The 471-nt window shown below is 28.9% G+C and carries 1 protein-coding gene; it reads right to left on the reverse strand.

Translation table 11 applies throughout. From position 1 onward, the window contains the following. The coding region (locus QWI17_RS08980; protein ID WP_302722174.1) for a ComEA family DNA-binding protein at positions 1-471 on the reverse strand (471 nt) is incomplete at both ends.

Here is a 471-nt window from a genome sequence, read left to right on the forward strand (position 1 = left end):
ACTTATCGCATAACATCTTTTCAATATTTTTGCATCTTTAAAACTCCCACCTAACGAACGTTTAAAATTAAGAATCGTATTTGCTTGCTTCTCTGTAAAACCAAGTTTCATCCAATCCTCATGACTCAAATTATTTGGATTAAACTTGCCTTTTATTTCTATTTTTTCAACTACTTTTCCCTCTGTTTTTGGTTGCTCAACTTTTGGCTGTTCAACTTTATAAATTATATTTTCAGGCAAATCAATATAAGGTTCCATTTCCGCATATTTTTCGTCGGAAATCATGTAACATTTTTTCAATTGTTCTTTCGATTTAAACTGTCCTCCCAAAATATTTTTATATTTTAGAATTGAAGCAGCTTGTTTAGAGGAAAAACCTATTTTTTGCCAATCATTTTCAGAAAAATTATTTGGATTAAATTTTACATACTGAATCTTTTTTCCACCTTGTTTTTTTTCATTTCTTTCGTC

Source organism: Gilvimarinus gilvus, assembly GCF_030518155.1.
Taxonomy (GTDB): Bacteria; Pseudomonadota; Gammaproteobacteria; order Pseudomonadales; family Cellvibrionaceae; genus Gilvimarinus; species Gilvimarinus gilvus.